2 protein-coding genes and 1 pseudogene are annotated in these 3,220 nt (G+C 69.7%); 1 reads left to right on the top strand and 2 read right to left on the bottom strand.

Going from position 1 to position 3,220, the window contains the following annotated elements:
* Positions 1-68 precede the first annotated feature (68 nt).
* Together argH and RMT89_RS39860 are read right to left on the bottom strand one after the other, a co-directional pair.
* Positions 69-1,499 carry an argininosuccinate lyase gene (gene argH, locus RMT89_RS39865; RefSeq protein ID WP_315888642.1) on the bottom strand — a complete coding sequence of 477 codons (1,431 nt, stop codon included), beginning with the start codon at positions 1,497-1,499 and terminating at the stop codon, positions 69-71.
* Between the two features lie 101 nt (positions 1,500-1,600).
* The gene (locus RMT89_RS39860) at positions 1,601-2,794 is read right to left on the bottom strand and encodes an argininosuccinate synthase (protein WP_315888641.1); all 1,194 of its coding nucleotides are present in this window, start codon (positions 2,792-2,794) and stop codon (positions 1,601-1,603) included.
* Positions 2,795-2,978: 184 nt separating this feature from the next.
* Between RMT89_RS39860 and RMT89_RS39855 the strand changes: the two are divergent.
* Positions 2,979-3,220: pseudogene (locus tag RMT89_RS39855) on the top strand (hypothetical protein); the annotation flags it as partial.

Genomic DNA, 3,220 nt, shown 5'->3' with positions numbered 1-3,220 from the left:
CTTCGTCCGGCACGCCGAGGGCACGCACCGAACACCGCGGGCACCGCACAGGACTTTCAAAACACCCCCTAGGCCCGCTTGGCCCTCGCCCAGTCGTGCTGTGCGGCTACGTCCTGCTTCAGCTCCGCCAGTTGCACCGCCACCGCGCTCGGCGCCGTCCCCCCGCGACCGTTGCGGGACGCCAGGGCGCCCGGGACGTTCAGGACCGTGCGGACCTCGGGGGTCAGATGCTCGGAGATCTTCGCGAACTGTTCGTCCGTCAGCTCGTCCAGTTCCTTGCCCTCCGCCTCGGCGGCCTTGACGCAGGCGCCGGCCACCTCGTGCGCGACCCGGAACGGGACGCCCTGCTTGACCAGCCACTCGGCCACGTCCGTGGCGAGGGAGAAGCCGGCCGGGGCCAGCTCCTCCATGCGCTCCCGGTGGACGGTGAGCGTGGCGATCATGCCGGTGAAGGCGGGGAGCAGGACATCCAGCTGGTCGCAGGAGTCGAAGACCGGCTCCTTGTCCTCCTGGAGGTCGCGGTTGTAGGCGAGCGGGAGCGCCTTCAGGGTCGCCATCAGGCCGGTCAGATTGCCGATCAGACGGCCCGACTTGCCGCGCGCCAGCTCCGCGATGTCGGGGTTCTTCTTCTGCGGCATGATCGACGAGCCCGTGGAGAACGCGTCGTGCAGGGTTACGAAGGAGAACTCCTTCGTGTTCCAGATGATGATCTCCTCGGCGATCCGCGAGAGGTTCACGCCGATCATCGCGGTGATGAAGGCGAACTCCGCGACGAAGTCACGGGAGGCGGTGCCGTCGATGGAGTTGGCGGCAGACCCGTGCTCGAAGCCCAGGTCCTTCGCCACCGCCTCCGGGTCCAGGCCGAGCGAGGAGCCCGCCAGGGCACCCGAGCCGTACGGGGAGACCGCCGTGCGCGTGTCCCACTGGCGCAGCCGCTCGGCGTCCCGGGACAGGGACTGCACATGCGCGAGGACATGGTGGGCGAAGAGCACCGGCTGGGCGTGCTGGAGGTGGGTGCGGCCGGGCATCGCCACGTCCGGGTGGGCCTCGGCCAGGCCGATCAGGGCGTCCTGGAGGTCGGCGATGAGACCGGCGATGCTGCGTGCCTGGTCCCGCAGGTACATCCGGAAGAGAGTCGCCACCTGGTCGTTCCTGGACCGGCCCGCGCGGAGCTTGCCCCCGAGGTCGGGCCCGAGGCGCTCCAGCAGACCCCGCTCCAGGGCGGTGTGCACGTCCTCGTCGGCGACGGTGCCGACGAAGGAGCCGTCGGCGACGTCCGCGGCCAGCTGGTCGAGCCCCGCGATCATCCGCGTCAGCTCGTCGTCCGTGAGCAGCCCCGCCTTGTGCAGCACGCGCGCGTGGGCACGCGAGCCGGCGATGTCGTACGGCGCGAGACGCCAGTCGAAGTGGACCGACGCGGACAGCCTGGCGAGGGCCTCGGCGGGTCCGTCGGCGAAACGTGCGCCCCAGAGCCGGACGTCTCCGCTGTTTCTGCTCACTTGGTGTGCTCCTCAGAGGATCTGGATGTGGCACCGCCTCCCCGTGGCGTGAACGGGGAGGCGGCCGTCGGGGGCGGGGCCGGTCAGGGCCCCCGGGCCGGTCAGGACAGGTCGCGCTTGGCGGCGATCTTCGACGACAGACTGTAGATGTCGATGAAGCCCTTGGCGGCGGCCTGGTCGAACGTGTCGCCGGTGTCGTAGGTGGCGAGGTCGAAGTCGTAGAGCGACGACTGGGAGCGCCGGCCGGTCACCACCGCGCGGCCACCGTGCAGGGTCATCCGGATGTCGCCGGTGACATGCTGGTTGGCCTCGTGGATGAAGCCGTCCAGGGCGCGCTTGAGCGGGGAGAACCACTGGCCGTCGTAGACGAGTTCGCCCCAGCGCTGTTCGACCTGGCGCTTGTAGCGGGCGAGTTCGCGCTCGACGGTGACGTTCTCCAGCTCCTGGTGGGCCGTGATCAGCGCGATCGCGCCCGGGGCCTCGTACACCTCGCGGGACTTGATGCCGACGAGACGGTCCTCGACCATGTCGATCCGGCCGATGCCCTGGGCGCCGGCGCGCTCGTTGAGCTGCTGGATCGCCTGGAGGACGGTGACGGGCCTGCCGTCGATCGCGACCGGGACGCCGTCCTCGAAGGAGACGATCACCTCGTCGGCGTCGCGGGCGACCGCCGGGTTCTGGGTGTACTCGTAGATGTCCTCGATCGGCGCGTTCCAGATGTCCTCCAGGAAGCCCGTCTCGACCGCGCGTCCGAAGACGTTCTGGTCGATGGAGTACGGGGACTTCTTGGTGGTGGCGATCGGGAGGTTCTTGTCCTCGCAGAACGCGATGGCCTTGTCGCGGGTCATCGCGTAGTCGCGGACCGGGGCGATGCACTTCAGGTCGGGGGCGAGGGCGATGATGCCGGCCTCGAAGCGGACCTGGTCGTTGCCCTTGCCGGTGCAGCCGTGGGCGACGGTGGTGGCGCCGTGCTTCTGCGCCGCGGCGACGAGGTGCTTGACGATCGTCGGCCGGGAGAGCGCGGAGACCAGCGGATAGCGGTCCATGTAGAGGGCGTTGGCCCTGATCGCCGGGAGGCAGTACTCCTCGGCGAACTCGTCCTTGGCGTCCGCGACCTCGGCCTCGACGGCGCCGCACGCCAGGGCGCGCTTGCGGATGACGTCCAGGTCCTCGCCGCCCTGACCGACGTCCACCGCCACGGCGATGACCTCGGCGCCGGTCTCCTCCGCGATCCAGCCGATGGCGACGGAGGTGTCCAGACCGCCCGAGTAGGCGAGTACGACGCGCTCGGTCACGGGTCTCTCCTCACATGCGCCCACTGACTGACATGCATGAGTATGCAGAACTCTGCATGATTCGTCAATCTGGCCGGGGTTTGAACGCGGGAAACCGCTTTCCCGTATCTCTCGCCGGACGCAGGCGCCGCGTTCGCACAGCGAGAAACACAGCGAACACCCCCGACCCGAGTGAGGCTTCCGCATGTCCAGGGCTCTTCCGAAGTACAACAAGCGTCGTGTCGCGCTGATCGGCGGCGCCGCCGCGCTGGCACTGTCCGGAGCGGTGATCGTCAACTCCGCGCTCGCGGGGGAGACGCCCAGGAGCAACGCCCGTACGCTGGCCGGCCCCGGCACCATCAGCTGTCCGGACGTCGCCTCGCAGCTCCCCGCCATCCCGGCCACCGCCCAGGCGGAGGTCGACCGCAACCTCGCCCTCCTCCAGAC

The sequence above is a fragment of the Streptomyces sp. P17 genome, from assembly GCF_032436805.1.
Classification (GTDB): Bacteria; Actinomycetota; Actinomycetes; order Streptomycetales; family Streptomycetaceae; genus Streptomyces.
This window is presented reverse-complemented; position numbering and strand designations above follow the sequence as displayed.